This window comes from Bradyrhizobium sp. YR681, from assembly GCF_000282615.1.
In the GTDB taxonomy this organism is placed as follows: domain Bacteria; phylum Pseudomonadota; class Alphaproteobacteria; order Rhizobiales; family Xanthobacteraceae; genus Bradyrhizobium.
This window is the reverse complement of sequence record NZ_AKIY01000206.1, coordinates 16,037-42,233: the sequence shown is the minus strand read 5'-3', so window position 1 is coordinate 42,233 and position 26,197 is coordinate 16,037. Positions and strand designations below refer to the sequence as shown.

The 26,197-nt window shown below is 65.6% G+C and carries 29 protein-coding genes; 22 read left to right on the top strand and 7 right to left on the bottom strand.

The window, feature by feature from the left end:
- Positions 1-19: 19 nt before the first annotated feature.
- From PMI42_RS20340 to adhP, 7 genes are all read left to right on the top strand, one after another.
- Complete coding sequence (locus PMI42_RS20340) at positions 20-1,222, top strand: vWA domain-containing protein (protein WP_008137523.1); 1,203 nt, start codon at positions 20-22, stop codon at positions 1,220-1,222.
- An 11-nt stretch (positions 1,223-1,233) separates the two neighbouring features.
- Entirely contained in the window at positions 1,234-1,557 is a 324-nt protein-coding gene (locus PMI42_RS20335) for an XdhC family protein (protein WP_008137521.1), read from the top strand.
- Positions 1,558-1,559: 2 nt separating this feature from the next.
- The gene (locus PMI42_RS20330) at positions 1,560-2,261 is read left to right on the top strand and encodes an XdhC family protein (protein ID WP_008137519.1); all 702 of its coding nucleotides are present in this window, start codon (positions 1,560-1,562) and stop codon (positions 2,259-2,261) included.
- The gene (locus PMI42_RS20325; RefSeq protein ID WP_008137517.1) at positions 2,258-3,859 is read left to right on the top strand and encodes an NTP transferase domain-containing protein; all 1,602 of its coding nucleotides are present in this window, start codon (positions 2,258-2,260) and stop codon (positions 3,857-3,859) included. Before PMI42_RS20330 ends, PMI42_RS20325 begins: the two co-directional genes overlap by 4 nt.
- A 197-nt stretch (positions 3,860-4,056) precedes the next feature.
- Complete coding sequence (locus PMI42_RS20320) at positions 4,057-4,446, top strand: DUF4189 domain-containing protein (RefSeq protein ID WP_008137514.1); 390 nt, start codon at positions 4,057-4,059, stop codon at positions 4,444-4,446.
- 66 nt (positions 4,447-4,512) lie between these two features.
- A complete protein-coding gene (locus tag PMI42_RS20315) occupies positions 4,513-4,923 on the top strand; it encodes a DUF2000 family protein (RefSeq protein ID WP_008137512.1) in 411 nt (136 codons plus the stop codon).
- A 144-nt stretch (positions 4,924-5,067) separates the two neighbouring features.
- Entirely contained in the window at positions 5,068-6,093 is a 1,026-nt protein-coding gene (gene adhP / locus PMI42_RS20310; RefSeq protein ID WP_008137510.1) for an alcohol dehydrogenase AdhP, read from the top strand.
- A 4-nt stretch (positions 6,094-6,097) separates the two neighbouring features.
- Here adhP and PMI42_RS20305 read toward each other — a convergent pair whose 3' ends face one another.
- The 3 genes from PMI42_RS20305 to PMI42_RS20295 are packed head-to-tail and all read right to left on the bottom strand — an operon-like array spanning position 6,098 to position 7,320.
- Positions 6,098-6,511, bottom strand: a complete 414-nt coding sequence (locus tag PMI42_RS20305) for a GFA family protein (protein WP_008137508.1) — start codon at positions 6,509-6,511, stop codon at positions 6,098-6,100.
- A 12-nt stretch (positions 6,512-6,523) separates the two neighbouring features.
- Positions 6,524-6,988 (bottom strand): SRPBCC family protein, encoded by a 465-nt coding sequence (locus PMI42_RS20300; protein ID WP_008137507.1) that lies wholly within the window; start codon positions 6,986-6,988, stop codon positions 6,524-6,526.
- Positions 6,985-7,320, bottom strand: coding sequence for an ArsR/SmtB family transcription factor (locus tag PMI42_RS20295; RefSeq protein ID WP_008137505.1), 336 nt, complete (start codon positions 7,318-7,320; stop codon positions 6,985-6,987). Before PMI42_RS20295 ends, PMI42_RS20300 begins: the two co-directional genes overlap by 4 nt.
- Before the next feature lie 108 nt (positions 7,321-7,428).
- Between PMI42_RS20295 and PMI42_RS20290 the strand changes: the two genes are divergently transcribed.
- From PMI42_RS20290 to PMI42_RS20245, 10 genes are all read left to right on the top strand, one after another.
- Positions 7,429-8,091, top strand: coding sequence for a TetR/AcrR family transcriptional regulator (locus tag PMI42_RS20290; protein WP_085969665.1), 663 nt, complete (start codon positions 7,429-7,431; stop codon positions 8,089-8,091).
- Positions 8,088-9,005: an HlyD family secretion protein gene (locus PMI42_RS20285; protein WP_008137502.1), complete on the top strand. Its 918-nt coding sequence runs from the start codon at positions 8,088-8,090 to the stop codon at positions 9,003-9,005. Before PMI42_RS20290 ends, PMI42_RS20285 begins: the two co-directional genes overlap by 4 nt.
- Positions 9,002-9,934 carry an ABC transporter ATP-binding protein gene (locus PMI42_RS20280; protein ID WP_008137499.1) on the top strand — a complete coding sequence of 311 codons (933 nt, stop codon included), beginning with the start codon at positions 9,002-9,004 and terminating at the stop codon, positions 9,932-9,934. The genes PMI42_RS20285 and PMI42_RS20280 overlap by 4 nt, the downstream gene beginning before the upstream one ends.
- Entirely contained in the window at positions 9,931-11,094 is a 1,164-nt protein-coding gene (locus PMI42_RS20275; protein ID WP_008137497.1) for an ABC transporter permease, read from the top strand. Before PMI42_RS20280 ends, PMI42_RS20275 begins: the two co-directional genes overlap by 4 nt.
- Before the next feature lie 30 nt (positions 11,095-11,124).
- Positions 11,125-12,432, top strand: coding sequence for an adenylate/guanylate cyclase domain-containing protein (locus PMI42_RS20270; RefSeq protein ID WP_008137496.1), 1,308 nt, complete (start codon positions 11,125-11,127; stop codon positions 12,430-12,432).
- A gap of 144 nt (positions 12,433-12,576) precedes the next feature.
- Positions 12,577-12,795 (top strand): hypothetical protein, encoded by a 219-nt coding sequence (locus PMI42_RS20265; RefSeq protein ID WP_008137494.1) that lies wholly within the window; start codon positions 12,577-12,579, stop codon positions 12,793-12,795.
- Between the two features lie 129 nt (positions 12,796-12,924).
- Positions 12,925-13,656: a GntR family transcriptional regulator gene (locus tag PMI42_RS20260; protein WP_008137493.1), complete on the top strand. Its 732-nt coding sequence runs from the start codon at positions 12,925-12,927 to the stop codon at positions 13,654-13,656.
- Positions 13,657-13,705: 49 nt separating this feature from the next.
- Entirely contained in the window at positions 13,706-14,947 is a 1,242-nt protein-coding gene (locus PMI42_RS20255; protein ID WP_008137491.1) for an MFS transporter, read from the top strand.
- Between the two features lie 18 nt (positions 14,948-14,965).
- Complete coding sequence (locus tag PMI42_RS20250; RefSeq protein ID WP_008137489.1) at positions 14,966-15,865, top strand: amidohydrolase family protein; 900 nt, start codon at positions 14,966-14,968, stop codon at positions 15,863-15,865.
- A gap of 121 nt (positions 15,866-15,986) precedes the next feature.
- Positions 15,987-16,901, top strand: a complete 915-nt coding sequence (locus PMI42_RS20245; protein WP_008137488.1) for a PhzF family phenazine biosynthesis protein — start codon at positions 15,987-15,989, stop codon at positions 16,899-16,901.
- 100 nt (positions 16,902-17,001) lie between these two features.
- Here PMI42_RS20245 and PMI42_RS20240 read toward each other — a convergent pair whose 3' ends face one another.
- A complete protein-coding gene (locus PMI42_RS20240; protein WP_008137487.1) occupies positions 17,002-17,463 on the bottom strand; it encodes a DUF488 domain-containing protein in 462 nt (153 codons plus the stop codon).
- An 8-nt stretch (positions 17,464-17,471) separates the two neighbouring features.
- Positions 17,472-18,293: a DUF72 domain-containing protein gene (locus tag PMI42_RS20235; RefSeq protein ID WP_008137486.1), complete on the bottom strand. Its 822-nt coding sequence runs from the start codon at positions 18,291-18,293 to the stop codon at positions 17,472-17,474.
- Between the two features lie 119 nt (positions 18,294-18,412).
- On the opposite strand from PMI42_RS20235, the gene PMI42_RS20230 reads away from it, so the two are divergent.
- The 4 genes from PMI42_RS20230 (at position 18,413) to PMI42_RS20215 (ending at position 22,009) form a co-directional block, all read left to right on the top strand.
- Positions 18,413-18,805, top strand: a complete 393-nt coding sequence (locus PMI42_RS20230; RefSeq protein WP_008137483.1) for a hypothetical protein — start codon at positions 18,413-18,415, stop codon at positions 18,803-18,805.
- Between the two features lie 88 nt (positions 18,806-18,893).
- Entirely contained in the window at positions 18,894-19,094 is a 201-nt protein-coding gene (locus PMI42_RS20225) for a hypothetical protein (RefSeq protein ID WP_008137481.1), read from the top strand.
- A gap of 260 nt (positions 19,095-19,354) precedes the next feature.
- Entirely contained in the window at positions 19,355-20,488 is a 1,134-nt protein-coding gene (locus PMI42_RS20220; protein WP_008137479.1) for a glycosyltransferase family 2 protein, read from the top strand.
- An 18-nt stretch (positions 20,489-20,506) separates the two neighbouring features.
- The gene (locus PMI42_RS20215) at positions 20,507-22,009 is read left to right on the top strand and encodes a glycosyltransferase family 39 protein (protein WP_008137477.1); all 1,503 of its coding nucleotides are present in this window, start codon (positions 20,507-20,509) and stop codon (positions 22,007-22,009) included.
- On the opposite strand, the gene PMI42_RS20210 is transcribed toward PMI42_RS20215, so the two are convergent.
- Together PMI42_RS20210 and PMI42_RS20205 are read right to left on the bottom strand one after the other, a co-directional pair.
- Complete coding sequence (locus PMI42_RS20210) at positions 21,937-23,850, bottom strand: CHASE2 domain-containing protein (RefSeq protein ID WP_008137474.1); 1,914 nt, start codon at positions 23,848-23,850, stop codon at positions 21,937-21,939. The genes PMI42_RS20215 and PMI42_RS20210 overlap by 73 nt on opposite strands.
- Positions 23,851-23,927: 77 nt before the next feature.
- Positions 23,928-24,452, bottom strand: coding sequence for a FecR domain-containing protein (locus PMI42_RS20205; protein WP_008137472.1), 525 nt, complete (start codon positions 24,450-24,452; stop codon positions 23,928-23,930).
- Positions 24,453-25,098: 646 nt separating this feature from the next.
- Between PMI42_RS20205 and PMI42_RS20200 the strand changes: the two genes are divergently transcribed.
- On the top strand, positions 25,099-26,172 hold the full coding sequence (locus PMI42_RS20200) for a DUF2778 domain-containing protein (RefSeq protein ID WP_008137470.1): 1,074 nt from the start codon (positions 25,099-25,101) through the stop codon (positions 26,170-26,172).
- Positions 26,173-26,197 lie beyond the last annotated feature (25 nt).

Here is a 26,197-nt window from a genome sequence, read left to right as displayed (position 1 = left end):
CGACCGAGAGTTTTGATCGATGGCCATCAACCACCTTGCCCCCGAGCAAACCGAGCAGTTCGCCGACAACATCGTCGGCTTTGCCCGCGCGTTGCGCTCGGCCGGCATGCCGGTGGGACCGGGCGCCGTCATCGATGCCATGAGCGCGCTCCAGGTGATCGACATCGGCAACCGCGCCGACGTCTTCACCACGCTGGAGGCGATCTTCGTCAAGCGCCATGAGCACGCGCTGATCTTCCGCCAGGCCTTCAACCTGTTCTTCCGCGCCTCGGAAGAGTGGAAGCACATGCTGGATTCGGTGCCGCTGCCGGAGCAGGCCAAGAAGAAACCGCAGGCCGGCGCCCGCCGCGTCCAGGAGGCGATGTCGCAGCCGCGCATGACCGAGACGCCGCAGCATCAGGAGCAGGATCTGCGCCTGTCGGTCTCCGACAAGGAGATCCTTCAGAAGAAGGATTTTGCGCAGATGAGCGCGGCGGAGATCACGGAAGCTTTTCGCGCCATCGAGCGGATGCGGCTGCCGCAAGCCGAGCTGTTGACGCGCCGGCACCGGCCTGATCCCCATGGCCTGCGCATCGATTTGCGCCGCACGCTACGCGCATCGTTGCGCACCGGCGGTGAGATCATCGACATCCATCGGCTCGGGCGGATCGAGAAGCCGGCGCCGATCGTCGCGCTGCTCGATATCTCGGGCTCGATGAGCGAGTACACCCGCCTGTTCCTGCACTTCCTCCATGCCGTAGGGGACGCCCGCAAGCGCGTCTCGGTGTTCCTGTTCGGCACCCGCCTCACCAACGTCACCCGGGCGCTGCGCCAGCGCGATCCGGACGAAGCCTTGGCGAGTTGCTCGGCCTCGGTCGAGGACTGGGCCGGCGGCACAAGGATCTCGGCCTCGCTGCACAACTTCAACAAATTGTGGGCGCGGCGCGTTCTGAGCCAGGGCGCCATCGTGCTCCTGATCTCCGACGGGCTGGAGCGGGAGGCCGATTCCAAGCTCGCCTTCGAGATGGACCGGCTGCACCGGTCCTGCCGGCGGCTGATCTGGCTCAACCCCTTGCTGCGGTTCGGCGGCTTCGAGGCCAAGGCCCAGGGCATCAAAATGATGCTCCCGCACGTTGACGAATTCCGCCCGGTACATAATTTGAGTTCGATCCAGGAGCTGATCACCACGCTCTCCCGGCCGCTGCCGCCGCATCACCGCAGCCTGATTCGCTCCGCAGCCTGAGAGGTTAAGCCATGCTCGATCGCGACGAGGATATCCTGAAGGCGGCGGAGGACTGGCAGAAGGCCGGCCGTGGCGTGGCGCTCGCCACCGTCGTCGAAACCTGGGGCTCGGCTCCGCGTCCGGCAGGCTCGAGCCTCGTCATCAACGACCAGGGCACGTTCCTGGGCTCGGTCTCTGGCGGCTGCGTCGAGGGCGCCGTGGTCACCGAGGCCATGGACGTGATCGAGAGCGGCAAGCCCAAGATGCTGGAGTTCGGCGTCGCCGACGAGACCGCCTGGAATGTCGGGCTGTCCTGCGGCGGCACCATCCGCGTCTTCGTCGAGAAGGTCGGCTAGCCGTGAAGCTCGCAATCCTGCACGAACTTAACGCCGAGCGCGCCGCGCGCCGGCCGGCGATCCTGGTGACCGACACCGAGAGCGGCGAGCAGCGCCTGGTGAAGGCCGCGGATTTTCCCAAGGACCCGCTGCGCGCCGAGCTGGACAAGCAGCTTCGCATGGGCAAGAGCGCCAGTGTCGAGGCCGGCGGCAAGAAGCTATTCCTCAACGTCTACGCGCCGACCGCAAAGCTCGTCATCGTCGGCGCCGTCCATATCAGCCAGGCGCTGGCGCCGCTGGCGCGCTCGCTCGGTTACGACGTGACTGTCGTCGATCCGCGCACGGCGTTTGCGAGCCCCGAGCGCTTCCCCGACATTCCGCTGGTCGCCGAGTGGCCCGACACCGCGCTGCCGCCGCTCAATGTCGATGCCTACACCGCCTTCGTCGCGGTGACGCACGATCCGAAGATCGACGATCCCGCGCTGCTGCACGCCTTCGAGCGCAATTGCTTCTATATCGGCGCGCTCGGCTCGCGGAAGACCCACGCCAAGCGCGGCGACCGGCTGCGGGCGCAGGGCGCGAAGGATTCTGACATCGCGCGCATCCACGCGCCGATTGGGCTTGCGATCGGGGCGGTCTCGCCGTCCGAGATCGCGGTGTCGATCATGGCCGAGATCACGGCGGTGCTCCGCCTGCCCCCCAAGGAAAAAGAAGAAGCGGCATGAAGTTCGGACCGGCGAGCCCCAGGGATGCGATCGGCGGGGTGACCGTCCACACCCTGCGCCAGGGACCGCTGGTGCTGAAGAAAGGCACGACGATCGGGCCCGCCGAGGTCGAGGCGCTGGAGCGCGCCGGCATCAAGGATGTCGTGGTGGTGCGGATGGAGGAGGGCGACGTCTCCGAGGACGTCGCGGCCGCCAGCATCGCGCTCGCGGTCGGCGGCGAAGGCATCCATGTCGAGCGCGCCTTCACCGGCCGCGCCAATCTGTTCGCGGCGCGCCCGGGCGTGCTGGTGATCGACCGGGCCGCGGTCGACCGCATCAACAATATCGACGAGGCCATCACCTTTGCGACGCTCACCGCCTACAAGCCGGTGGTCGAGGGCGAGATGGTCGGCACCGTCAAGATCATCCCGTTCGGCGTCGAAGGCAATTTGCGCGATGCCGCCGTGAAGGCCGCCGGCAAGGACGTCCTGAAGATCGCGCCCTATGTGATCAAGCGCGTCGGCGTGGTCTCGACGCTGCTACCGGGTCTCTCTTCGAAGGTGGTCGACAAGACCCTGCGCGTCACCGCCGAGCGGCTGGGGCCGGCCGGCGCCAGCATCATCACGGAGCGCCGGGTCCAGCACGACGAGCATGCGCTGTCGGCCGCGATCAAGGAGCTGCTCGCGCTCGGCGCCGAGCTCGTGATCGTGTTCGGGGCATCCGCGATCGCCGACCGGCGCGACGTCATTCCGGCGGCCGTCACCGGCATCGGCGGCGAGATCGAGCATTTCGGCATGCCGGTCGATCCCGGTAATCTGCTGCTGATCGCCCGTGCCGGCGGCGTGCCGGTGCTGGGCGCGCCGGGCTGCGCGCGCTCGCCGGTCGAGAACGGGTTCGACTGGGTGCTGATGCGACTGCTCGCCGGCATCAAGGTGACGCGCTCCGAGCTGATGGGCATGGGCGTCGGCGGTCTCCTGATGGAGATCGTGACGCGCCCGCAGCCCCGCGCCAAGCCCGAAATCGAGGGCAATAACGTCGCGGCCATCGTGCTCGCAGCGGGCCGTTCGACCCGCATGGGCGGACCGAACAAGCTGCTCGCCGAGCTCGACGGCAAGAAGCTGGTGCGGATCGCGACGGAGCAGGCGCTGGCGTCCAAGGCCTCCGAGGTGATCGTCGTTACCGGCCACCAGACCGAGCTGGTCGAGCAGGCGCTGCAAGGTTTGAAGGTGCGGTTCGTCAAGAACCCGGATTTCGCCGGCGGCATCGCGAGCTCGGTCAAATCAGGCATCGCCGCCGTGTCTGAAGCGTGCGACGGCGCCGTGGTCTGCCTCGGCGACATGCCGCTGATCGATGCCGGCCTGATCGACCGCCTGATCGACAGCTTCGCACCCGATCGCGGCAATCTCATCGTCGTGCCCGTCAGCGAGGGCCGCCGCGGCAATCCCGTGCTGTGGTCGCGCCGCTTCTTCAAGGAATTGATGACGCTCGACGGCGATGTCGGCGCACGCCACCTGATCGCCAAGCACACCGAGGCGGTCGCCGAAGTGCCCGTCGACGGCGAGGGCGCCTTTCTCGACATCGACACGCCGCAGGCGCTGGAAGCGGCAAGACGCGGGTGACGCTGCCGTAGGGTGGACAAAGGCGCGCAGCGCCGTGCCCACCATCTCTTGGTACTGTGATTTTCGTTTGGTGGGCACGCTTCGCTTTGCCCACCCTCCGGCGCCTCCCGTTCGTCCGATTTCAACCTCCCGTTCACCATCTGGAAACGACCACGGCTTAGAGTTCCTTCCACCTGCCTTGGGGGGAGGGGTTTTCCATGGCTTCGAATGTCGTCGCGCGCCGTTGCGCGATGTTTTTCTTTGCGCTGTCGGTCTGTGTCGCCGGCGCTCGCCACGTTACGGATGCGCACGCCGCCGGTGCGATTGCGGTCGGCAAGTGCGGCGCCTACGGCCAGGCTTTTGATTATGGAGCCGAGCACGAGGCCCGTGCCGCTGCGCAGAAGCAGTGCAAGGGGGATTGCACGACCGTGACGATGAAGCGCGCCTGCGCCGCGATGTCGGTCGATCTGTCCAATCCTTGCGGCGCCTATGGCTATGCCGTGAAGCCGAAGATCTCGGCCTCGCTCAATGCCGCCACGCGCGAATGCTACAAATACGGCGGCAAGGAATGCGTAATCCGCGCCTGGGCCTGCGACGCAAAGGGGTGATTTCCTCTTGCAGTCATTCCGGGGCGATGCGTAGCATCGAGGCCGGAATGACATTCGAGGAATTTCATGCAGTTCGACACCAAGATCGCCGTGGTGATCCGCACCGATCTTCAGGCCTGGCAGAAGCTCAACGTTGCGTCCTTTCTCACCAGCGGCATTGCGGCCGCGTTTCCCGAATGCATCGGCGATCCCTATGAGGACGCCTCGGGCACGCAATATCTCTCGCTGATCGGCCAGCCGATCCTGATCTACGGTGCCGATGGTCCGGCGCTGACGCGCGCACTCGACCGTGCGCTGACGCGTAACGTGAAGCCGGCGGTCTATACCGAAGACATGTTCAAGACCACGCATGACGCCGCCAATCGCGAGGCGGTGAAGGCGGTGGCGCGCACCGACCTCAATCTCGTCGGCATCGCGATGCGCGCCGACCGCAAGGTGATCGACAAGATCGTTGACGGCCTCAAATTCCACAGCTGACGCATCTCGGCGCCTGGCGCCGCGTCGTCATCTCGATGTCACGATCGCGCGAGCGCTGCGCAAACTTTGTGCGGTTTGATCCCAATCAAGGGTGCTCCGCGCGGCCTCGCTAGTCTGCCTTCCGCAATGCAGAGGAGCAGACCGATGCCGACCATGAAAGCCGCAATCGTCCGACAATTCGGCAAGCCGCTGGTGATCGAGGACGTGCCGGTGCCGCAGCCCGGACCTGGCGAGGTTCTGGTCAAGGTGAAGGCGTGCGGCGTCTGCCATACCGATCTGCACGCGGCCTCCGGCGACTGGCCGGTGAAGCCGGTACCGCCCTTTATCCCGGGCCATGAGGTCGCCGGCATCGTCGCCGCGCTCGGGCCCGGCGTGAAAAATCTGAAAGTGGGCGATGCCGTCGGCGTCGCCTGGCTGCACGACGCCTGTATGTCCTGCGAATATTGCGAGACCGGCTGGGAGACGCTGTGCGAGCACCAGCACAACACCGGCTATAGTGTGAACGGCGGCTTCGCCGAATATGTCATCGCCTCGGCCGCCTTCGCCGCCAAGCTGCCGGCGACGATCGATTTCGCGGGCATCGCGCCGATCCTGTGCGCGGGTGTGACCACCTACAAGGGCCTGAAGGAGACGGAGGCGAAGCCCGGTGAATGGGTCGTAATCTCAGGCGTCGGCGGGCTCGGCCACGTCGCGATCCAGTACGCCAAGGCGATGGGGCTCAAGGTCGTTGCCGTCGATATCGCCGAAGACAAGCTCAAGCTCGCCCGCGATGCCGGCGCCGACCTCGCCGTCAACGCGCTCGCAGCTGAGGCCGTGGAGAAGGTGCTGGCGGTCACCGGGGGCGGGGCGCACGGCGTGCTGGTGACGGCGGTCTCGACCGCTGCGTTTGCCCAGGCGCTGAAGATGGTCCGGCGCAAGGGCACCGTCAGCCTCGTCGGCCTGCCGCCGGGCGAATTCCCCACGCCGATCTTCGACGTGGTGCTCAAGCGCATCACCGTGCGCGGCTCCATTGTCGGTACCCGCAGAGATCTCGACGAAGCCATCGCCTTCGCCGCCGACGGCAAGGTCAAGGCGGAGGTGACCAAGGTGCCGCTCGCTGAGATCAACGACGTCTTCGGCCGGATGAAGGCCGGCAAGATCGACGGCCGCATGGTGCTCGACTTTGGCTAGCGCCTCACGAAGGCGGCATGCCCGCGAATTTCGGCAAGCTCGGATCGAGGCGATCCCATTCATGCCCACGCGCGGCGTAGGTGACGACTTGCGGCTTGTAACGGGCGAGCTCGTCGAGGCTGGCGGCACGGATGGTGAAGATGTCGGGCATGGCTGCAAACGTCAGGTAAACCGGCAAGCCGCACTGCGTGCAGAAGCCGCGCGTCTTCACATTGCCGCTGTCGCCGACCATGTCCCAGTGTTTTGCCTCCCCCGTCACCGTGACGCCGGCGCGCGCGAAGGTCATGTAGGAGCCGTGGCCGCCTCCGCTTTCCCGCTGGCAGTCCCGGCACTGGCAGTGATTGCTGAACAGGGGCTCGCCCTGAATCGAATAGCGGATCGCGCCGCAGGCGCAGCCGCCGGTATAGGGCTTGTCCATCGCGATAACTCCTTAACTGTCTTCGCCGCTGATTTCGTCGAGCTGGCGGACAACCTTCTTCCAGCCGCCGCTCATGACCGTGTAGGCCGACTCGTTTCTGGGCAGGACGAAGCCGGCATGAACCAGCTGAATTCGCGTGCCGGCCTCGACCGGAGTGAGGGACCACGTCACGATCGTGTCGAGCGGCGCGCCGTAGCCGGTGTTGCGTTCATCGCCGCCCTTCCAGGCGTAGACGAGGCGTCTGTTGGCCACGACCTCCAGAACCCGGCAGTGAATGACGCCGTCCCAGTCGCCGCCCGGCTTGGTCTGGAATGTGAAGTCCTTGCCTTCGATGGCTTCGAAGCCGGTCGGTTGCATCAGCCAGCGCGCGATCAGCTGCGCGCTGGTGAGCGCCTTCCAGACCGTCTCGGCGGTGTGAGGGAAGACCTCGTCGATGACGATGTCTTTGATTTCAGCTTTCAACGCGGCAGCACTCACGGATCGATCTCCTTCAAGAGGTCACGCAGGTTCTGGAAGCGCTCGCGCCAGAAGACGCCGTAATGGTCCATCCAGCTGACCAGCGGCTCCAGTCCTTGCGGCGCGGCGCGGTAATAGACGTTGCGGCCCTCGGCGCGCTCGGCGACGAGGCCGGCCTGCTTGAGGGATTTCAGGTGCTGCGAGATCGCGCCCTGGGTGACGCCGCTGCCGCGCGTCAGCTCGGCGACGCTGATCTCCGTGCTCTCGAACACGCGTTCGAACACGGCGCGGCGGGTGGGATCGGCGAGGGCGCGTATCACGGTGGTGACGGGATTTGGGGCGGCTTCGATCATGTAGATAAATTAGTAAGAGCTAATGCATTAGTCAATACTAATTTATTGGATTGTTTTGCGCTTTGCTCCTCCCTTGACTATGACTGACTAGTCAGTCATAAATGAACCATGATCAAGAAGCCAACCAAATCCGCGACGTCATCCGCCAGCAGCGAGGGAGCGGCCGCCTCGAATCGCGCCACGCGCGCCGCAGAGCGTCGGGCGGCGATCGTGGAGGCTGCGATGGAGGAGTTCATCACGCGCGGCTTTGCCGCGACGCGGCTCGACGACATTGCGAAGCGCGCGGGTGTCGCCAAGGGCACGATCTACCTGCACTTCAAGGATAAGGAATCGATGTTCGAGGAGCTTGTACGCATCGTCATCGTGCCCGTGGTGGCGCGGCTGACCGCGCTGCCGCCGCCGGTGGGCTCGGTGCGTGACCTCATCGAAGCGTTCGCCGGCAACTTCCTCAAGGAGGTGATCGGCACCAGGCGCGGCGATCTCGTGCGTCTGATCGTGGCGGAGGGGCCGCGCTTTCCTTCGGTTGCCGATTTCTACTACCGCGAGGTCGTCTCACGCGGGATCGCCGGCATGCGCACATTGATCGAGCTGGGCATCGCCCGCGGCGAGATCCGCGAAAAGGACCTCGCGCGCTATCCGCAGATCATGATCGCGCCGGCGATGATCGCGGTGATCTGGCAGAGCCTGTTTGCGCGGCACGCGCCGCTCGATGCGCAGGACATGCTGCGCGTCCATCTCGATTTGATTTTTGGCGAACGGAGGACGACATGAAGTCGTCGCGAACCATCTCTCCCCTCATCCTGGGGTGCGCGGAACGCGCGTCTCGAAGGATGCAGGCCCGGCTGTGGCTCCTCGCCCTTCGAGACGCTGCTTCGCAGCTCCTCAGGGTGAGGGATCGACATAGGTGTCTGCCGCGCGTCTGTTCGATCGCGATATTCGTCCTCGCAGCCGCGCTCGCCGGCTGCCAGGAGAAGCGCGATCCCGGCTTCCAGGGCTGGGTCGAGGCCGACATGATCTTCGTCAGCCCGGACGAAGCCGGGCGGGTGACCAAGCTTGGCGTTCGCGAGGGCGACCAGGTCAAGGTCGGCGATGCCCTTTATTCCGTCGACGACGATCTCCAGCTCGCCGATCTCAACCAGAACAAGGCGACGCTGGCCAACGCGCAGCAGACCTATGACCGCGCGGCCTCGCTGAGCAAGACCGGCTCCGGCACGCAGGCCAATCTCGACTCTGCCGTGTCCGCCTTGCGCGTCGCTGAAGCGCGGGTGGCGACGTCGGAGACGCGGATGGCACGGCGCAAGGGCTTCGCGCCTGTCACCGGCACCATCCAGCAGATCTATTTCCGCGAGGGCGAGATGGTCGCGGCACAGCGGCCGGTGCTCTCGATCATGCCGCCCGGCAACATGAAACTGCGCTTCTTCGTGCCGGAGCGCGAGCTGCCCAAGCTTTCGATCGGCGACACGGTGCGGGTCGTGTGCGACAATTGCGCCGCCGATCTCACCGCGAAGATCTACTTCATCGCGACATCGGCCGAATATACCCCGCCTGTCATCTACAGCCTCGATGAGCGCAACAAGCTGGTCTATCTGATCCAGGCGCGGCCCTCCCGCCCCGATGCCTTGCGCGTCGGGCAGCCGATTGACGTCTATCTCAATCCCAAGACACCGGTGGCGGACAAGCGATGAACGGCGACAGCGGCATCGCGATCGACGTCAAGGGCCTGACCAAGTCGTTCGGCGGCCGCGAGGTCGTGCACGATCTGTCGATGCAGGTGAAGCGCGGCTCGATCTACGGCTTCCTCGGCCCTAACGGTTCGGGCAAGACCACCACCATCCGCATCCTCTGCGGCCTGCTGACGCCCGACAGCGGCGAGGGGACCTGCCTGGGCTACGACATCCTGAAGGATGCGGAGAAGATCAAGCGCCAGGTCGGCTACATGACGCAGCGCTTCAGCCTCTACCAGGATCTCTCTGTCCGCGAGAACCTCGAATTCGTCGCGCGGCTCTACGGCCTCACTGACGCCCGCGGCGCCGCGCGCGACATGATCAAGCGGCTCGGGCTCTCGGGCCGCGAGGAGCAGCTGGCGGGCGAGCTCTCCGGTGGCTGGAAGCAGCGGCTGGCGCTCGGGGCCTGCACGCTGCCCAATCCGAAATTGCTGCTGCTGGACGAGCCGACCGCCGGCGTCGATCCGAAAGCGCGGCGCGACTTCTGGAACGAAATCCACGCGCTCGCCGCCGACGGCCTCACCGTGCTGGTCTCGACCCACTACATGGACGAAGCCGAACGCTGTCACGAGATCGCCTACATTGCCTATGGCCATCTGCTTGCGCACGGCACGGTGGAGGAGGTGATCGCGAAATCCTCGCTCTCGACCTACACCGTGACCGGCGAGGACCTCAACGAGCTCACGGCCACGCTCACCGGCAAGCCCGGTGTGGACATGGTGGCGCCGTTCGGCACCTCGCTGCATGTCTCGGGGCGCGACGTTGCCGCGCTCGAGGCCAGCATCGCGCCGTGGCGTGAGAAAAGCAGCCTGCATTGGCAGAAGTCGCATCCCTCGCTCGAAGACGTGTTCATCGAATTGATGGGCCGTTCGAAGGACAATTTCCAATGAGCGCCGCCGATCAGCCGGCCCCGGTGCATGAAATCCGCGAGCGCTTCGGCTTTCTGCGGCGCTCCTATGCGATGCTGATCAAGGAGTTCATCCAGCTCAGGCGCGATCGCGTGTCCTTTGCCATGATCGTGATGCTGCCGGTGATGCAGCTCATGCTGTTCGGCTATGCCATCAACACCACCCCGCACAATCTGCCGAGCGCGGTGCTGCTCCAGGAGGATAGCGATCTCGCCCGCTCGATCCTGAAGGCGCTGGAGAACACCGCCTATTTCCGCTTCATCTACGAGGTGCACGACGTCGACGATTTTGACAACCTTTTGAAGTCCGGCAAGGTGCTGTTCGGCGTCGAGATCCCGCGCGGCTTCGAGCGGGCGGTGCGGCGCGGCGACAGGCCGGCGCTGCTGGTCGCGGCCGACGCCACCGATCCGGTTGCGGCGAGCGCGGCGATCGGCTCGCTCGGGATGGTCGTGCAGACCGCGCTCAAGCACGATCTCTACATCGGCGATCCCCCGGAGATGCCGTTCGAGATCCGCGCGCATGCACGCTACAATCCGGCTGCGGTCTCCAGCCTCAATATCGTGCCGGGTCTGGTCGGCACCATCCTCACCATGACCATGCTTATCTTCACCGCGCTCTCGGTCACGCGCGAGGTCGAGCGTGGCACCATGGAGGCCCTGTTGTCGATGCCGATCAGGCCGGTCGAGGTGATGTTCGGCAAGATCATCCCTTACGTGCTGGTCGGCTTCATCCAGGCGTTCCTGATCATCAGCATTGGCGTGTTCCTGTTCGGCGTGCCCGTGCTCGGCAATCTGTTCCTGCTGGCGCTGCTCTCGACGCTGTTCATCACCACCAATCTGTCGATCGGCTACACCATCTCGACCCTGGTGCAGAACCAGCTCCAGGCCATGCAGATGTCGATGATGTTCTTCCTGCCGAGCATCCTGCTGTCCGGCTTCATGTTTCCGTTCGCCGGCATGCCGGCCTGGGCGCAATATCTCGGTGAAGCACTGCCGCTGACGCATTATCTGCGCATTGTCCGCGCCATCATGCTGAAGGGCGCCGGCATGCATAATTTGCACTTCGACGCGCTGGCGCTGGCCGCCCTGATGCTGGTCGCCATGACCATTGCCGTGACGCGCTTTCGCCGCACGCTGGATTGAGGCAGACTGCCCCTGAATCAAGGGGGGGAAATGGTCAGGTTTGCGAGCAGGAAAACGCGGCGGCATGCCGCGCTATCGGAGGATTTCGAGCGCGAGTTGACGCGTGAAGTGCTGCGCACCGAGCTGTTGCGGGTGCGGGCTCTGATCATGACGGGCAGCGTCATGACGCTGTTCCTCACCGCGATCTATCTGGTCGACCCCGTCGTCGTGAACCGGGTCTGGCGCGGCACGGAAGGGCTCGTCGAGGTCTACGGCCTTCTGGTCGGCTTCATTCTGTTCGAGGTCTGGGTCCACACCCAGATCAGGAGGAATCTGAAGCTTGATCGCGACCTGCCGGTGGTCAGGCGTTATGTCGGTGCGCTGATCGAAACGTCCGTGCCCACGGTCATCCTGATCCTCCAGATCCGCAGCATGGGCGCGAGCCAGGCGCTCGGCTTCGTCGTGCCGTTGATCTATTTCATCTTTGTCATTCTCTCGACCTTGCGGCTCGATTTCCGGCTCTCCACGTTCACCGGTTTCGTCGCCGCGGCCGAACTGTTCGCTGTCGCGCTGATCTACGATCCCGCGAGCGCGGCTGGAGATCCGCAGATCTATTTTCACGCGGTGCGCAGCACCGTCATCCTGATCTGCGGCGTGCTCGCAGGCTCCGTCGGTGCCCAGCTCCGCCGGCAGTTTGCAGCGAGCATCGCGGCCGCCACCGCCCGCGACCGCGTGACCAATCTGTTCGGCCAGCACGTCTCGCCGCAGGTGGTCGAACGACTGATGGCGGAGGGGACGAGCGCGGCCGGCGATTTGCGCCGCGTCGCGGTCATGTTCGTCGATTTCCGCGGCTTCACCGCCGGCGCGCAGGCGCGCACCCCACAGGAGGTGGTCGATCGGCTCGACGGCGCCTTTGCCGTGCTGGTCGACATCCTCGACCGTGAGGGCGGCATCGTGAACAAATTTCTGGGAGACGGCTTTCTCGCGCTGTTCGGCGCGCCGCTGGAGGCCTCCGACGCCGCGCATCGCGCGGTTGCCGCGGGCCGTCAGATGCTGGCCGCGATGGACCGCATCAACGCCGAGACGAGCTGGCCGCTGCGGATCGGCGTCGGCATCCATTTCGGCGAGGTCGTCGCCGGCAATATCGGTTCGCCCCGGCGCAAGGAATACACTGTCATCGGCGACACCGTGAATTTCGCCTCGCGGCTGGAAGCGCTGAACAAGGAGTTCGGCACACAATTGCTGATCTCCGCGTCCGTCCGCGAGGCGCTGGGCAGGGACGGCGACGATGCGGTTTCGCTCGGCGAGGTCGAGGTGCGCGGCTACGATCAGCCGGTGGCGGTGTTCCAGCTGGGGTAGGGGCGTTCAAATGCGAGTCGCGTTTCGTTGAAGCGGCGTCGCGCTCCGTTGAAGACGCGTGATGAAATATCCCTGCTAGTTTTCGGGTCTTGCACTGTGGAGGCCGAAATATCTCGGCCTCCCTTTGTCACCCGGAGAAAGCCAATGACCCGATCGATGCTTGTTGCGGCCGCCCTGATCGCCGCCGCCGTCACCCAGACCCAGGCCGCATCCGCGCGCCACGTCGCCCCACCGCGCGCCGCAGCCCAGGCGATCACCGACTCCTGCGTCAGGGCGCCGGCCGAGGGCGCGTATGCGTCGGCGCCCTACACGCAGCCGCCTTGCCTGCCGAACACGGGATATTCGTATCCGGACGCCTACTGATCGCGGCAGACGAAGCCGGGCTGGTGAAACCTGCCAGCCCGGCGTCGCGAATGTCGGCGGTGGTTATGGTCGTCGATGGTATTTTAGTAGCGCTTGACTCGCATTTCATCTAGTCATCTATATGACTATATGAATTCAGCCCTGCGCGACGACCGCCTGCCACGCTATCAGCGCCTGCGCGACGACCTCGCCGCGCGGATCAACCGCAATGAATGGCGGCCGGGCGAACCGATCCCGTCGGAGGCCGAGCTGGCTGCGCATTACGGCGTCGCCATCGGCACCGTGCGCAAGGCGATCGACCAACTCGTCGGCGATCACGTGCTGGAGCGGCAGCAGGGCCGCGGCACCTTCGTGCGGCGTGCGCGCTTCAATTCGTCGCTGTTCCGTTTCTTCCGCTTCCAGTCCGAGAGCGGCGAGCGGCGCGTACCTAAGAGCCGCATCATCCGCCGCAAGAGCATATCTGCGACCTCCGCCGTCGCATCGGCGCTGCGCATTCCGGTCGGCGAGCCCGTGATCAGCCTGTCGCGCCTGCGGCTGATCGACGACGTGCCGCTGCTCGCCGAAGAGATCTGGCTCCAGCAATCGCGCTTCGCGCCGATCCTCGACATCGACACGGCCGAATTCGGCGACCTGCTGTACCCCCTCTACGAGGAGCGCTGTGGCGAGGTCGTGGTGTCGGCCGAGGAAATCCTGACGGTCGAGACCGCTAACGAGATGCAGGCACGTCTGCTCAGGCTCGAGGCCCACGCGCCGCTGATCGTGATCGAGCGCCTCGCGCTCGACCTCGAACGGCGGCCGATCGAATGGCGCCGCTCGCGCGGACCGGCGGACCGTTTCCGCTATCACGCCGAGATCAGGTGAGCGCGGACTTCAACGACATCAAGCAACAACGCGTACAGGGATAGGAAACATGTCGAACTGGTACAGTGAAAGCTCGCCGTTGGAGCGGCGCACATTCTGGGCGAGCTTTGGCGGCTGGGCGCTGGATGCGCTCGACGTCCAGATGTTCGGTCTCGCCATCCCCGCGCTGATCGCCGCCTTCGGCATCAGCAAGGCGGATGCCGGTTTGCTCGGCTCGGTCACGCTGTTCTTCGGCGCGTTCGGCGGCTGGCTCGGCGGTGCGCTCGGCGACCGCTTCGGCCGCGTCAAGGCTCTCCAGATCACGGTTGCGACCTTCGCGCTCGCGACCTTCGCCTGCGCCTTCGCGATGACCTATACCCAGCTCGTGATCCTGAAGGCGATCCAGGGCCTCGGCTTCGGCGCCGAATGGGCTTGCGGCGCGGTGCTGATGGCCGAAGTCATCCGCGCCGAGCACCGCGGCAAGGCGCTCGGCTCGGTGCAGAGCGCCTGGGCCGTGGGCTGGGGGGCGGCCGTGCTGCTCTCGGCGCTGGTCTTTACCTACGCGCCCGCCGACATCGCCTGGCGGCTGCTGTTCGCGCTCGGGCTGCTGCCTGCGCTCCTCATCGTCTTCATCCGCCGCGGCTTGAAGGAGCCGCCCCGCGCGACAGCCAGTGAGAAGACGCCGTTCTTTGCCACGCTCTCCGGCATCTTCCATCGTGACGTGCTGCGCTCGACCCTGATCGGCGGCCTGTTCGGCATCGGCGCCCATGGCGGCTACGCAGCGTTGACCACCTTCCTGCCGACTTACCTGCGCGAGGTGCGGCAGCTCTCGGTGCTGGGCTCCAGCGGCTATCTCGCCGTCATCATCGTCGCCTTCTTCTGCGGCTGCGTGGCAAGCGGCATCATCAGCGATCGCATCGGCCGCAGGGCCAACGTCGCCTTCTTCGCCAGCGCCTGTATCGTCACCGTGCTGGTCTACATCTTCGCGCCGCTGACCAATGGCGAGATGCTGGTGCTCGGCTTCCCGCTCGGCTTCTTCTCCGCCGGCATTCCCGCCAGCATGGCAGCGTTGTTCAGCGAGCTCTATCCGGCCGGCGTGCGCGGCACCGGCGTCGGCTTCTGCTACAATTTCGGCCGCATCGTCTCCGCCGCGTTCCCGTTCCTGGTCGGCTTCCTCAGCGACCGTATCGGGCTTGGGCCTGCGATCGGCATCGATGCGGCTCTCGCCTATTCGCTGGTGCTGGTCGCGGTGCTGATGTTGCCCGAAACCCGCGGCAAGGTCTTCGAACAGACCGCCGCGACGCGCGCCTGATGCCGGATGGGGAGAGCCATGACATTGCCCGGGCGTGGCCTGACGCGCCGCCAGTTCGGTGCGGGCCTTCTATCCCTCGTGCCGGCCGCGGCCGGCGCGAGCCAAGCCAGCAGTGAGGCGGCCTTGCCTGTTATCGACACCCACGCCCACGTCTTTCACCGCGGCCTCAAGCTCGCAGCCGGCCGGCGCTACGCGCCGGATTACGACGCGCCGCTGGCGCTCTATCTGGGGCAGCTCGACCGCAACGGCATGACCCATGGCGTGCTGGTGCAGCCGAGCTTTCTCGGCACCGACAATGCCTATCTCGTCGAGAGCCTGAAGCAGGCGAGCGGCCGCCTGCGCGGCATCGCGGTGGTCGATCCCGCCGTGTCCGCGGACGAGCTCCGCGCGCTCGACCGCGCCGGTGTCGTCGGCATCCGCCTCAATCTCGTCGGCCAGTCCTTGCCCGATCTCGCCGCCGCCGAATGGAAGGCGCTGCTTGGAAACGTGAAAGCGCTGGGTTGGCAGGTCGAGGTCCAGCGCAACGCGGCCGATCTCGCCGTGTTCGCGCCGCAGCTGCTCGACCACGGCGTCACCATCGTGCTCGATCATTATGCGCTGCCCGACCCGAAGCTCGGTGTCGCCGATCCCGGCTTCCAGTCCGTGCTCAAGCTCGGTGCGACGCGGAACGTCCGGGTGAAGATTTCGGCGCCGTATCGCAACGGTGCGGCCGGCGAAGATTTTGCGAAGGCGGCCTATCCGCTGCTGCGTGGCGCTTACGGTCTTGATCGTCTGTTGTGGGGCAGCGACTGGCCGCACACGCAGTTCGAGGCGTCGCAGAGCTATCAGAAGAACCGGCAGTTTCTCGACGCGCTGATCGTCGACAAGAGCGAGCGCGCGCAAGTGCTGGCATCGCCGTATCAGCTCTTTCGGTTCTGACGCGTCCTCCGCGATTGCTCCGATTGCACTCAATTTTGGGGCATGACGGGCGATGTCGCCGGCTTGTAGAGTGCCGGCGATGCGGCCGGTCGTGGCTGCGATTTGCGTGAGGGAAGTCAGGATGCAGCGCCGCTACATCACCGTCGACGTGTTCACCGACCGCGCCTTCGGCGGCAACCAACTCGCCGTGGTGCTCGACGCCGGCGGGCTGTCGACGGCGCAGATGCAGGCGATCGCGACCGAGTTCAACTATTCCGAGACGACCTTCGTGCTGCCACCACGCGACATGGCCAATGACGCCGAGGTGCGCATCTTCACGCCGGTGCGGGAGCTGCCCTTTGCAGGTCATCCCAATGTCGGCACCGCCTTCGTGCTGGCGAGCCTCGCGAAGGAGCCGAAGCCGCGCCTGTTGTTCGAGGAGAAGGCAGGGCTCGTGCCGGTCGATATCGTGCGGGAGCAGGCAAGGGTGGTCAGCACCGAGCTGACCGCGCCGCAGCCCCTGGCGAAGCTGGCGCAGTTTTCCGCCGAGGAGATCGCATCCTGCATCTCCTTGACTGCTGATGACATCAAGACCGACCACCACATGCCGCAGGTCGTTGGCGTCGGCACGCCGTTTGCCGTGGTGGAGCTGCATTCGCGCGAGGCGCTCAAGCGGGCGAGGCCTGACGCGGCGGCCTTCGGCAGGGTCCTGCCGCGCGATGGCGCATTCTCGGTGTGGTTCTACACGCGTGACGTCGCTACGTCGGAGGCGCCTTGCGACCGGCAGGCGCGGATGTTCATGCGCGGCACCGGTGGCTTTGCGGAAGACCCTGCCACCGGCAGTGCCACGGTCGCGGCCGTTTCCTTGTTTGCCGATCTTGATCCCGTCCGCGACGGCGAATTGAAGCTCACGGTCGGCCAGGGCTTTGACATGGGCCGGCCAAGCATCCTGCGCACCCGCGTGCGCAAGCAGGACGGCAAGATCGTCTCCGCCCATGTCGGCGGCAGCTGCGTGCAGATGATGGAGGGGACGTTCCGGCTGGCGGGGGAGGGTTAGGCGCTCTCTCCCATCGTCATGCCCGGGCTTCCGCGTTCTTCGTGCCGCGTGGCAAGGCGGGGATGGCCGGGACAAGCCCGGCCATGACGGCGAGAGTCGTTTAGACCTGCCGCCCCGCCAAATTCCTCACCACGACCCCGTCGCGCTCCTCGATGATCTCCGCGATCATCTGGCGGTGGCAGTTTGTGTGGTCGCGCTCGTAGCAGAGCAGGCACACGGGGCCGGCCTTCTTCACCAGCGCCGAGAGCTCGTCCATCTCTTCGCGCGCCTGCGGCGTCTTCAGGTGCCTTGAATAGATCTTCTCCAGCACGTCGTACTGACCGCTGCGCGCGGCGAGGCGGCCTTCCCTGGGCGTGCCGAGGGCGGCGAGGTGGACATAGGCGATGCCGCGCTCGTCGAGTCCCGCGGACAGCTGTTTCTTGGAAAAGCCGGGCCGGCGCGATGACGTCACCGCGCGCACGTCGACCACGAGCTTGACGCCGGCCTGCTCGAGCTCGTCGAGCACGGCCTTGGGTGGGGTCTGCTCATAACCGATGGTGAAGAGCTTTTTCGCCTTGGCCATAGGACACCTCAACTCACCCGCGCGATCAGCTCCATGGCGCCGTGCGGTGCGCGCACCTTGCCTTCGTGGATGACGTAGGCGAACACGTCGCGCGGCGCCTTCTTCGGCTTGGCCTTGTCGACCTTCGGCAAATCGTCGGGCTCGCCGCCCTCCGCCCAGGCCTGGATGCGCCCGGCCCAGGCATCGAGCTGCTTGGGCGGATAGCAGGTCTTGATCTCGTCATTGCCCTTCTGGAGACGGGCATAGACGAAATCGCCGGCGACGTCGGCGATGGCGGGATATTTGCCGTGCTCGGCGAACACGACGGGCGTCTCGAATTCGCGGACCAGCGCGATGAAATCGGGCGTGCAGAAACTGTCATGGCGGACTTCCACCACATGGCGCAGCGCGCGCCCCTCCAGCTTGCGCGGCAACAGCTCGAGGAACTTGCCGAAATCGGCGCCGTCGAACTTCTTGGTCGGCGCGAATTGCCACAGCACGGGGCCGAGATGGTCGCCCAGCTCCAGCACGCCGGAATCATAGAACCGCTTGATGGAATCGCCGGCCTCGGCGAGCACGCGGCGGTTGGTGGCGAAGCGCGGGCCCTTCACCGAAAAGACAAAACCTTCCGGCACCTCGCTCGCCCATTTGCGAAAGCTCTCCGGCTTCTGCGAGCCATAGTAGGTGCCGTTGATCTCGATCGAGGTCAGCTTGGAGGCGGCGTAGGACAGCTCCTTCGCCTGCGTCAGCTTCTCCGGATAGAACACGCCGCGCCAGGGCTCGAAGGTCCAGCCGCCGATGCCGATGAAGATGTTGCCGGATTTTTTGGACGCGGTTTTTGCTTTGGCCACGGAGGATCTCGCATCGTCGGGGAGGGGAGAGGCGTCATCCTAATCAAACGAGTTGTGATTGGCCAGTTGCCAAGTCCCGTTTAAGCTCACCAGGAAATCTGCACAAACAGGAGAACAAGATGCGGATGCTGATGGTGGGAGCGGTGCTCGTGATGATGACATCTGCTGCCATGACATGTTCCGTCATGGCGGACGATGACGATGCCAAGGATGGCGCGAAGGGCGCGCAGAAGCAGGCCATGCAGGGGCGCGACGACTACTGGCATTGCCTGGCCCGGGAATATTCGCGCGACTCTAACCAGGGCCTCTCGGAGCAGGACTTTGGCCGCTCGGTGGCGGGAGCCTGTCCGTCGGAGCGGCAATATTACCGGGTGGCGCTGCTCGACTATCTCACCACGCAATACCCGAACATCGATGCCGGCGCCCATCTCGCGACCGCGAACAGAGCGGTCGAGTCGGCGCAGAAGGACATCGTGACGGCTTTCGTCAAGCACAGGCCGCCGCAGAAATAGACCCTGCACCGTTGCCGTCCGGGAGCCCTTCCGGCGCCGCGCGCATCCATGGTATCACTGGGCCAATCTGCAGCGGGGATAGGTTTCCATGTCGTCTGAGTCGGTGGGTGGCATTCTGGGCGCGGTCGTCGCGGCGTTCGTGCTGGCGGTTGCCGTCGTCCTGGGGCCGATCGGCCAGTACGGCAAGCCGCCCAAGCCGGCGAAGGTCGAGGCGCCGCCTGCTGCGGCGCCCATAGCCCCCGTCGCGCCCGCGCCCCGAGGCCCCGTGATCAAGGAAGTCCCGAACTAGCCAGGGGCCGAAAAAAGGCGGCCTTTGCCCCTTGCAAAGCGGCTTTGCCGCTCCCATCTAGCCTTTAACGGTAACGTTGAGTGACAATCTCCGTTGCTGGGACGACCTTGGGATAGCTCAGGCTGCGCCGGATGTACGCGCGCCCGTTGTTCCGGGGTCGTTTGCATTTCAGGCCCCTTTTTGGGCCGTTCCCCAGAGAACGCCGGCTTTGTGGCGCAAGAACTTGGCAGCGCAGGACGCGGCGGATATACGCTGCCGTCATGAATGAAGCGATCAGACCGGGCTCCGACAATCCGTCCCAGGCTCAAGAGGGGCCGGAACTGTCGGTCATCGTCCCGACCTTCAACGAGCGCGACAACGTCACGGTGCTGTACCGGCGGCTGGAGGCGACGCTCGTCAATGTCGCCTGGGAGGTCGTGTTCGTCGACGACAATTCGCCCGACGGCACCTGGGACGTGGTGCGCGAGCTGGCGCAGCGCGACAGCCGCGTGCGCTGTGTCCGCCGCATCGGCCGCCGTGGCCTGTCGGGGGCCTGCATCGAGGGCATCCTGGCCTCCAGCGCGCCCTATGCGGCCGTGATCGACGCCGACCTCCAGCATGACGAAACGCAGCTGCCGAAGATGCTGTTGCTGCTCGCGAGCGACCAGGCCGACCTCGTGGTCGGCAGCCGCTACATCGAGGGCTACAAGAGCGAAGGTTTCAACAAGCAGCGCGCCGGCGCCAGCGCGCTCGCGACCGAACTCGCCAGGAAGGCGCTGCGGGTCGAGATCGCCGATCCCATGAGCGGCTTCTTCATGATCCGCCGCGATCGTTTCGAGCAGCTTGCGCCAAAACTGTCGGTGCACGGCTTCAAGATCCTGCTCGACCTCGTCGCCAGCGCGAACGGCACCTTGCGCGCCGTGGAAATTCCCTACACCTTCGGCGAGCGCCAGCACGGCGAGAGCAAGCTCGATTCCATGGTCGCGCTGGACTTTCTCGGCCTGGTGTTGGCGAAGTTCACCAATGACGCCGTCTCGCTGCGCTTCATCCTGTTCGCCATGGTCGGCGGCATCGGCCTGTTGGTGCATCTCACCACGCTGTTCATCGCCCTTCAGCTGTTCAAGGTGCCGTTCGCGGAGGCGCAGGCCGCCGGCGCGATCGTCGCCATGACCAGCAATTTCGTGCTCAACAACTTCTTCACCTATCGCGACCAGCGGCTGAAGGGCTTTGCGCTGCTGCGCGGCCTGATCGCGTTCTACATCGTGTGCAGCGTCGGCCTGCTCGCCAATGTCGGCGTCGCCTTCTCGGTCTACGACCAGGAGCCGATCTGGTGGCTGGCCGGCATGGCCGGCGCGCTGATGGGCGTGGTGTGGAATTACGCGATGTCCGGACTGTTCGTCTGGCGCAAGAAATAGCGCGGCAAGGAAACCGTCATGGGCGGGGCTGACGCGCGGATCGTCCGCAATACCGCGCTGGTGATCCTGGCGCTGGTGGCCTTGCGGCTCGTCGCGGCGGCCTTCACGCCGATCACTTTCGACGAAGCCTATTACTGGATGTGGTCGAAGAACCTCGCGGGAGGTTACTACGATCATCCGCCGATGGTGGCCTACGTCATCCGCGCCGGCACCATGATCGCCGGCGACACCGAGCTCGGCGTGCGATTGTTCTCGATTCTGCTCGCGCTGCCGATGAGCTACGCGATCTACCGCTCCGCCGCGATCCTGTTCGGCGGCGCGCGTGTGGCGGCGACCAGCGCCATTCTGCTCAACGTGACCATGATGGCCTCGGTCGGCACGCTGATCGTGACGCCCGATGCGCCGCTGCTGGTGGCCTCCAGCTTCGTGCTGTTCTTCCTCGCCAAGGTCCTGGAGACCGGCCGCGGCGTCTGGTGGCTGGCTGTCGGCGCCGCCGTCGGCGCGGCGCTGCTGTCGAAATACACCGCGATGTTCTTCGGCGCCGCGATCCTGATCTGGCTTGCGTCCGTGCCGAAACTGCGGCGCTGGTTTCTCTCGCCCTGGCCTTATCTCGGCGGCCTCGTTGCGCTCGCGCTGTTCTCCCCGGTGATCCTCTGGAACGCGGATCATCAATGGGTCTCGTTCGCAAAGCAGCTCGGCCGCGCCAAGATCGAGGACTTCCGCCCGGTCTTCATCGCCGAGCTGATCCCGACCCAGATTGCGTTCGCAACCCCGCTGGTCTTCATCCTCGGCGCGATGGGGCTGCACGCGCTGACCTGGCGCCGGGCCGGCGCGCTGGCCTCGCGCGTGCTGATCGAGACGCTGTTCTGGACCATCGTCGCCTATTTCGTCTGGCATTCGCTGCATGCGCGCGTCGAGGCCAACTGGTTCGCGCCGGTCTACCCGCCCTTCGTCGTCGCCGCGGCCGCTGCCGCCAACCTCGTGCAGTGGCAGCCGCGCGCGCGCCGCCTGGTGGATTTCTGCCTGCGCTGGGCCGCGCCCGTGGGCATCGTGATGTTTGCAGCCCTCATCGTGCAGGCCAATACCGGCTGGCTGTCCGGCTACCGCCGCGACGCGACCGTGCGCAGCGTCGGCGTCGGCTGGCGCGAGCTCGCCGCCGAGATCGAAGCCGTGCGCGCGCGCAATGGTGCGACCTGCGTGCTTGCGCCGGATTACGGCACCACCGGTTGGCTCGCCTTCTATCTGCCGCGCGGAACCTGCGTGGTGCAGCAGAACCAGCGCATCCGCTGGGTCAACATGCCCGAGCCGGATCCCAAATTGCTCGCGGGCAAGCTGATCTATGTCGACGAGCTGCGTCCCGACGGCCATCCGGACGTCAACGCCCTTTTTGCGAAGGCGACGCAGGTCGCGCAATTCCAGCGCAAGCGCGGGCCGCTCGTGGTCGAGACCTACGGTATCGATCTGCTCGAAGGCGCCAAGGGCGATGTGCTGGATCGCTCGCCGCCGCCGGAAGCGCGATAGAGGTCGCGCCAGAACCACACCGTCACGACGCCGGAGCGACCGCGGACCTGCGTCAGCAGGGGGCCTGTCAGGATGCCGTCGGGTGCGCCCTGGAAGTCGGCCGCGTCCAGCAGCGTGTCGGTGAGCGCCACTCGCGCATTGTTCTGGGCGGCGACCTCCATCAGCCGACTCGCGACGTTGACGGTGTCGCCGTTCGCCGTGATGTGCTGGTGGCTCTCGCCGAGACGAGAGGCGACGATCGGGCCGAAATGCGCCCCGATCTTGAAGCCCAGCTGGCTGCCGATCTCCGATGGCAATGACGCGATCCAGCGCTCCGCGCTGCGGTGCAGGTCGATCGAACATTTCAGCGCGCGCGCCGCGTCATCGGGCATTGCGCGTGGCAGGCCGAACAGGATCATCGCGCCATCGCCGAGAAAGCTGGTGATCATGCCGCCGCAATCGACCGCGGTCTTGTCGATCAGCACGTGGAACGCCTCGAGAATGTCCTGCAGTTCGCCCGGATCGATCTTCTCGCTGAGCGCGGTGAAGCCGGAGAGGTCGATGAAGACGGCGGCACCGTCCTGCCGGACAGGCTTGGACAGGAAATCGGGATCGCGTGCCAGCCACTCCTGCACCGCAGGGGCCTGGAATTGCGCGAGCGACCGGCTCTTGGCAGCGAAATATTGCGTGCGGCGGCCGCCCGCCCACAGCTGCACGCCGGCAAACACCACCACCGGCGGGACCGCCGCGGCGAGCGTGGTCGCCGCATTCAGCCAGACACCGTGCGTGAAGGCGAACAGGTTGAACCCGGCCCAGGCGATCATCACCACGCTTGCCGCCATGATGCCGAGCGCGCTGCGCCGCCAGGCGAGCAGGCCGACCAGCAGCAGCGGCAGCAGGATCGCGGTGAAAGCGTCGGCGATGTGGACCTTGCGGTCGCGCACGATGCCGTCGCCGGCAACGATATGGGTGATCGCGGTCGCGATCACCTCGACACCAGGCATGAGCGAGTCGAATGGTGTCGGATAGAAGTCGCCGCCGCCGGCGACCGCGGCGCCGATCACGACGATGCGGTTCTCGATCGCCGCGCGATTGAGCGTGCCGTCGAAAATGCTCTGCGCGCTGACGGTGCGGATGGTGCGGCGCGGGCCGTAATAGGTGATCGGCAACGCGAAGTCGCTGTCGGTCGGCACCGCGCGGTCGCCGAGCATCAGATGGTCGGGCGCGATCGTCAGCGGCTTGTCGAGCGCACGCGTTGCGACGCGCAGGGGGAATGACAGCTCGACCTTGTCGCGGGTCCGGAACAGCATCGGCACCGACAACGGCGAGCCCGACTGTCCGGTTGCGACGTTGACGACGCCCACCTCGGCGTGTTCGGCGAAGGCAGGCAGCGGCTGCAGGAATCGCTCGGCTTGCGGCAGGGCGGCGAGGGCGCCATGACTGCCGGGCTCGACGGTCTCGCTGGCGGACGGGAAGATCGCCGCTGCGGCGAGCACCATGGGACCGGTGGCCAGCGTGTTGGCGAGGGTTGCGTCGCCGATCGCGGCGCTGCGGTCGACCAGCAGCAGGTCGATCGCGACGACTTTCGGCTTGAACTGCACGATGGTGTCGACGACCCGGGCGAGGTCGGCGCGCGGCAGCGGATAGCTGCCGCCGCGCTTGACGACGGTGTCGTCAATCGCAACGATGGTGACGAGATCGGGCGGAACCTGCACGCCGCGGACTTGCGTGCGCCAATCGGTCAGCGTCGCCTCGAGCCGGTCGAGAAAGCGCAGGTGACCGTTGGCATGAGCGGCATAGGTGCCCGCGCCCCACAGGGCGGTGAGGACGAGTGCCACCAGGATCTGAACGCGTCTAGTCATGCCGTACTGCAATCTTTTCTGTCGCCCGGGCCTTGCTGCGCGGGCCTTAAATGGTCCAGGCCTATTGGCCAGGTTTGCTATTGACCGAGTCTCGCCATCAGCGCGTCGACGCGCGGCTGGCCCCATGTCTTGACGGTCAGGGGACCGGTCGCCTCGACATCGACGCCTTCGCCTGGTCCGAGCACGACGCCGCGACCGCGGCTCCTGCGGCTGACGCCGACGCGGCCGTCGGCCACGAAGACAGAGGTCTTGGCCTCGGCGACATCGACTGCCCATTTGGTGCCGCGCACCGCGGCGATCGCCTGCGGCGTCAGCACCTTGAAGGGATTGCCGCCGGGCTTCCTGGGCACCTCGACCAGCAGCGCTTTGCTGCTCAACTCGACGGAGTCTATATGTCCGTCGCGGTTGGCGTCCTTAAGTTCAAATCTGGCACCGCTTTCGGCAACGATGGTGATGCCGTTGTCGCAGCGCCAGACTTGCGTGCCCGCGGCCGACGGCGATGCCGTGCAGCCAAGATTGGCAGCAGGCTGAGCAATCGCAGATCCAATCAACAAAAACGACCCCGCCAGAGCAAAAAGCCCGGCGCGCACGATCCCTCTCATGCCAGCCTCCGTTTGCGTGCTTGGCACAGTTCAAGGCGATGTTGATACGGTACCGTATCACACGCAGAGGCTGCTGAAAAGTGCCGCTCCTCGCAGCTATTTTCTCGCTGCGGCATTTTCTAGTCCGGCGCGATCAACTTTCAGTCAGGAGGCACTGCTTATCCCCTCTCTAGCTCCGCAATCTGGAGAGGCGAAGCATCGACTGAGGGGTCGTCGGGCACCAGCCTCGCGCAACGCTTCCCCGGTATCGTCCGGGTATTGAAGACCACGAAAATGACTTGGTTGGGTGGCCTTACAGAGCGGGCCGGTGACGTCAGCCGGCGTGCTAAACCGGCCGAGAATTATGGTTAACAGACGCGTCTAAGTCCGTAGTTCTGCGGGCTTTTTTCTCAGAATGAGACAGCGTTAACGAGTTGCCCTACATCCGCCCGAACTTAATCTGCATTTAACTAAAAGTCGCCTTAATGACGCTCCGACCCTCTGCGAAATGCTGGTTCCGGATCGTGACCAGCGGCACTTCGAAGGGGGACTGAGTGACACCGTCCTGGACGCAAGGCGAATGAGTACGAGTATCGCTGCGCAGAGTAACGCGGCACGAAAGCCCAAAAATCCTGGCAAGCATTCACATCGGAAGCCTTCCCGGAAAATGACCACCCAAAACGTGCTTGGCGCGGCTGTGATCGGCTGCGTCGTGCTTGCCGGCTGGACCGTCTACAACAACATCTTCGCCGCCAGCGTCTACCCGTCCGTCGGGAGCGCCGGCTACGACGAGCCCGTGGTCAAGCGCGCGCCCAGGGTCGCGCTGCGCGAGGCGGGCGATGCCATCAAGGAAGCCTTTGCGCTGCTGCCCGACCGCTTGCAGGTCGCAGCCCCGATCTCGCGCGAGATGTTCAACGAGCGCTTTGCCGCGGCTGCCACGCAAGGCGTGGAGTCGAATGCGGCGAGCGCCGTGCCCGCGACGAAGACAGCGGAGGCCGCAAAGCCGACCGTCGTCGCGAAGGTCGCCGAAGCGCTGAAGCCGCTGAGCCCGGCCAAGGTCACTGAAAAGATCGCCGATGCGGCCAAGGCCAAGCGCGCTGATGCGCCGGTGCAGCTGGCTTCGGCCGACCCGGCCGAGATCGTCCCGGCGCCTGAGGCAAAGCCAAAATCCTTCGCCGATCGCGCCAAGGCCGCGGTGATGTCGATCACCGGTCCGCGTCCGTCGATGGTCGAAAAGCTCTGGGGCAAGCGTGAGCCGTCCGGCGGGCTGCTCGCCTATGCTTCCGCCGATGCCAGCGTCACCGCCTCGATCGCGCCGAAGGAGCAGAACCCGATGTTCGGCGGCGCGCCGCCCTATGAGCGCGACACGGCCGTTTACGACATCACCGCCAAGACGGTTTATCTGCCCGACGGCACCAAGCTCGAGGCGCATTCCGGCCTCGGCTCCAATCTCGACGATCCGCGCTCGCAGCGCACCCGCATGCGCGGCGTGACGCCGCCGCACATCTACACGCTGAAGCCGCGCGAGGCGCTGTTCCACGGCGTGCCCGCGCTGCGCCTGACCCCGGTCGGCGGCGAGAGTGCGATCTACGGCCGCGACGGCCTGCTCGCGCACACCTTCATGCTCGGGCCCAACGGCGACTCCAACGGTTGCGTGTCGTTCAAGGATTACTACGCATTCCTCGACGCCTACCGCAACAAGGGCATCCGCAAGCTCGCGGTGCTGGCGCGGGTCGAATGAGCTCAGCCAATTTCGGATGACAAAA

Coding starts and splice junctions, on each gene's coding strand:
- PMI42_RS20245 (WP_008137488.1), top strand. CDS start 15,987: ATGCAGCGCCGCTACATCACCGTCGACGTGTTCACCGACCGCGCCTTC.
- PMI42_RS20315 (WP_008137512.1), top strand. CDS start 4,513: ATGCAGTTCGACACCAAGATCGCCGTGGTGATCCGCACCGATCTTCAG.
- PMI42_RS20260 (WP_008137493.1), top strand. CDS start 12,925: ATGAATTCAGCCCTGCGCGACGACCGCCTGCCACGCTATCAGCGCCTG.
- PMI42_RS20335 (WP_008137521.1), top strand. CDS start 1,234: ATGCTCGATCGCGACGAGGATATCCTGAAGGCGGCGGAGGACTGGCAG.
- PMI42_RS20210 (WP_008137474.1), bottom strand. CDS start 23,850: ATGACTAGACGCGTTCAGATCCTGGTGGCACTCGTCCTCACCGCCCTG.
- PMI42_RS20200 (WP_008137470.1), top strand. CDS start 25,099: ATGACCACCCAAAACGTGCTTGGCGCGGCTGTGATCGGCTGCGTCGTG.
- PMI42_RS20225 (WP_008137481.1), top strand. CDS start 18,894: ATGTCGTCTGAGTCGGTGGGTGGCATTCTGGGCGCGGTCGTCGCGGCG.
- adhP (WP_008137510.1), top strand. CDS start 5,068: ATGCCGACCATGAAAGCCGCAATCGTCCGACAATTCGGCAAGCCGCTG.
- PMI42_RS20250 (WP_008137489.1), top strand. CDS start 14,966: ATGACATTGCCCGGGCGTGGCCTGACGCGCCGCCAGTTCGGTGCGGGC.
- PMI42_RS20295 (WP_008137505.1), bottom strand. CDS start 7,320: ATGATCGAAGCCGCCCCAAATCCCGTCACCACCGTGATACGCGCCCTC.
- PMI42_RS20320 (WP_008137514.1), top strand. CDS start 4,057: ATGGCTTCGAATGTCGTCGCGCGCCGTTGCGCGATGTTTTTCTTTGCG.
- PMI42_RS20270 (WP_008137496.1), top strand. CDS start 11,125: ATGGTCAGGTTTGCGAGCAGGAAAACGCGGCGGCATGCCGCGCTATCG.
- PMI42_RS20255 (WP_008137491.1), top strand. CDS start 13,706: ATGTCGAACTGGTACAGTGAAAGCTCGCCGTTGGAGCGGCGCACATTC.
- PMI42_RS20205 (WP_008137472.1), bottom strand. CDS start 24,452: ATGAGAGGGATCGTGCGCGCCGGGCTTTTTGCTCTGGCGGGGTCGTTT.
- PMI42_RS20230 (WP_008137483.1), top strand. CDS start 18,413: ATGCGGATGCTGATGGTGGGAGCGGTGCTCGTGATGATGACATCTGCT.
- PMI42_RS20215 (WP_008137477.1), top strand. CDS start 20,507: ATGGGCGGGGCTGACGCGCGGATCGTCCGCAATACCGCGCTGGTGATC.
- PMI42_RS20325 (WP_008137517.1), top strand. CDS start 2,258: ATGAAGTTCGGACCGGCGAGCCCCAGGGATGCGATCGGCGGGGTGACC.
- PMI42_RS20340 (WP_008137523.1), top strand. CDS start 20: ATGGCCATCAACCACCTTGCCCCCGAGCAAACCGAGCAGTTCGCCGAC.
- PMI42_RS20280 (WP_008137499.1), top strand. CDS start 9,002: ATGAACGGCGACAGCGGCATCGCGATCGACGTCAAGGGCCTGACCAAG.
- PMI42_RS20240 (WP_008137487.1), bottom strand. CDS start 17,463: ATGGCCAAGGCGAAAAAGCTCTTCACCATCGGTTATGAGCAGACCCCA.
- PMI42_RS20265 (WP_008137494.1), top strand. CDS start 12,577: ATGACCCGATCGATGCTTGTTGCGGCCGCCCTGATCGCCGCCGCCGTC.
- PMI42_RS20220 (WP_008137479.1), top strand. CDS start 19,355: ATGAATGAAGCGATCAGACCGGGCTCCGACAATCCGTCCCAGGCTCAA.
- PMI42_RS20290 (WP_085969665.1), top strand. CDS start 7,429: ATGATCAAGAAGCCAACCAAATCCGCGACGTCATCCGCCAGCAGCGAG.
- PMI42_RS20285 (WP_008137502.1), top strand. CDS start 8,088: ATGAAGTCGTCGCGAACCATCTCTCCCCTCATCCTGGGGTGCGCGGAA.
- PMI42_RS20305 (WP_008137508.1), bottom strand. CDS start 6,511: ATGGACAAGCCCTATACCGGCGGCTGCGCCTGCGGCGCGATCCGCTAT.
- PMI42_RS20275 (WP_008137497.1), top strand. CDS start 9,931: ATGAGCGCCGCCGATCAGCCGGCCCCGGTGCATGAAATCCGCGAGCGC.